Annotated in this window: 3 protein-coding genes; all 3 read left to right on the plus strand. The window is 69.7% G+C overall.

Annotation, left to right across the window (positions count from 1 at the left end):
- The coding region (locus tag EJK15_RS68645) for an ATP-binding cassette domain-containing protein (protein ID WP_138720827.1) at positions 1 to 509 on the plus strand (509 nt) is incomplete at its 5' end.
- Between the two features lie 64 nt (positions 510 to 573).
- Entirely contained in the window at positions 574 to 1,374 is an 801-nt protein-coding gene (locus tag EJK15_RS68650; protein WP_138720828.1) for a hypothetical protein, read from the plus strand.
- Between the two features lie 147 nt (positions 1,375 to 1,521).
- Positions 1,522 to 2,908, plus strand: a 1,387-nt coding sequence (locus EJK15_RS68655; protein ID WP_138720829.1) for an RNA polymerase sigma factor, incomplete at its 3' end; no start/stop codon positions are given.

Here is a 2,908-nt window from a genome sequence, read left to right on the forward strand (position 1 = left end):
GCGGGGGGCTTGCCCCCCGCGAGGCGCCGATCAACCACCAGGGCGTCGCCAGGCTTGGCGCCCGCGTGGTGCCGGGCCACTTCGCCCAGACCCACGCCAGACCCGACCTGATCGGCCGCACGCCGGTCGACATCGTCATGGCCGAGCACGCCAGGCTGAAGAACGAGGCCATGAAGGCGCTGGCCCGCTACGAGCTCGCGGGGCGGGTCGCCGAGCAGCGGTTCGAGACCCTGTCCGGTGGCCAGCAGGCGCGGCTGCAGATCCTGCTGCTGGAGCTGTCGGGCGCCACGCTGCTGCTGCTCGACGAGCCGACCGACAACCTCGACCTGGCCAGCGCCGAGGCGCTCCAGGCGGGGCTGGACGCGTTCGACGGCACGGTCCTGGCGGTCACCCACGACCGCTGGTTCGCCGCCGACTTCGACCGCTTCCTGATCTTCGGCTCCGACGGCACGGTCTACGAGTCCCCGGAGCCGGTCTGGGACGAGACCCGCGTGGTGCGCCCCCGTTAAAGACTTGGTACGGCTGGCGCGTGTCATCTGCCAGTCGTGCCCATGCTCGGGTTATCACGGCAAAGTGATCTCGCGTAGCCGAACCGTAAGCCTCCTCGCACTCGGGGCGATCTGCCTCTCCGGGTGCGGCAGCGAGGACAAGTCAGTACAAGAGCTCAAGCCCCTCGCTCTCAAGGAACAGGTCTCGAACATCGTCAAGTCCTCGGACGGGTACGCCGTCAACTGGGCCGGCGTGCTCAGCAACGCCAACCCTTGGCACTTCGGCGAGCACGTGGTGGCCACGATCGTCGGGCACGACGCCAAGGGCACCGAGGTGGTCAGGCTGGACCAGCCGCTCGACGCCGTGCCGCCCGGCGGGTCGCTGGCCTTCACCGGACAGGCCAGCGCATCCGAGAAGCCGGCCAAGGTGACGATCCAGTATCGCCCCGCGCAATGGCGGCCCGCGGCGCGAATCGCCTCCGCCTTCCAGCGGTTTCCCGTCTCCCGTGCCCAGACATTGCGCCAGAAAGACGGCTCTTACCTTATTACGGGATATGTGGGGAATCCGTATAAAATATCGGCCAGTAGTCTCGTCGTGAACGCGCTGCTGCGCGACAAGGCGGGCAAGCTGCTCGGCGGCGGCAGCACTTTCGTGGACGACGTGAAGGCGGGCAGCCCGCCCAGGTTCATCCTCACCGTGTCCGGGCTCCCGAGGGGTTCCCGGGTCGCCAAGACCGAGATCTCGGCTCGGACCTGGGGTTCTACGGGCCGTCCTTACGAGGATCTGGCGCTCGCGGGGGCCGTACCCGTGCACACGGTCAAGCCCACGAGTGAGCCGTTCGCCGAAGACCGGAGCACCCAGATCGTGTCGGAGTACAAACAGTAATACGTCACGCTAAAAGCCGAAAAATCGGGCGGTAGCGCGTGATCAGAGGGCTTAATCGTACGAAACTCACAGGGACGATCCGGCAAGCGATGCCATCCGCGCTGAATCGGTAGAACTACTAGTTACCAATCCATTACCTTCGGTCACATGAATGACCGCGTCCTGGTGGAAGCACTCCGCGCCCGCGATCCCGGCGCCCCTGCCGCGCTCTACGACGCGTACGCGGAGGCCGTCTACCGCTACTGCTGGTCCCTTCTCCTGAGCGCCGACGGCGCCCAGGTGGCGCTCCGCGACACGCTGATCGCCGCCGAGGCGCACGCCGGCGCGCTGGCCGATCCCGACAGGCTCCGCACCTGGCTGTACGCGCTGGCCCGCGCCGAATGCCTGCGCCGCCGCTTGGCCGCGCCGCCGGGCGCCGCCGAGGCGCTGGCGGAGGCGCCTCCGCCGGACGACCCCGCCGACGCCGATCTGCGGATCATGGCGTGGAACGCCGTCCACAGCCTGCCCGTCGCCGACCGGGAGATCCTGGAGCTCTCGATCGGGCACGAGCTGCCCGACCCCGAGCTGGCCCAGGTGCTCGCCATCCCGGTACGCCAGGTGGAGCCGGCAATGGAGACGGCCCGCGACCGCCTGCGCGACGCGATCGCCGCCGAGATCCTGGCCAGGAAGGGCCCGTACGACTGCCCGCGGCGGGCCGCCATCCTCTCCGGGTTCTCCGGGGAGCTGACGGCGCCGATGCGCGAGCACCTGGTCAGGCACCTCCCGCAGTGCGAGATCTGCGCACCGCACCGCACCTGCCAGGTCTCGGCCGCCAAGGTCTTCGAGCTGCTGCCGCGCGTGGCGCTGCCCGGCTCGCTGCGAATCAGGGTGATGAGCTGCTTGATCGATCCCGAGCTGCTGCCCTACCGCCGTTACGTCGCCAGGCGTACGAGCGCGCTGAGCGCCGCCGGGTTTCCCGTTCCCGCGGAGAAGAACGTTCGAAGGTGGGCTCAAGCGCTGGCAGGCACGCTGGCGGCGGTCGCGGCCGTGGTGGCGATAGCGGTGATCTTCCACCAGATCGGCAGGGACTACGGCGGACTGTCGGGGGTCGCGACGGCGACGTTCCCCGTGACCGGCGAGCCGCCCGGCATACCGCTGCCCTGGCAGGGCGAGTCTCAAGACGTTTCGTTGACCGTGAGACCCATTGCCGACAGGCATCCCATCGGGGCGACCGGCCCTCCCACCGTACGATCCACGCCGTACGAAGCCCCGCCGCCCGGGACCGCCGGCGCCACGCGGCCGCCGCGGACGACCAGCACCTCTGGTCCTGCCCCGCCGCCGCAGGAATCTCCGGCCGAGACCACGCCGGCCGACCCGCACCCCGGAAGACCCGGCTCCTCGCACGCCGGGAAACCCAGCCACTCGCACCCCGGGAAACCCAGCCACTCGCACCCCGGGAAACCCAGCCACTCGCACCATGGGAAGCCCACTCCGGGCACCCACACCCCGACTCCCACTCCCACTCCCACGCCGACCCCAACCCCGACCGCAACGC

This window comes from Nonomuraea basaltis (genome assembly GCF_005893125.1).
Classification (GTDB): Bacteria; Actinomycetota; Actinomycetes; order Streptosporangiales; family Streptosporangiaceae; genus Nonomuraea; species Nonomuraea basaltis.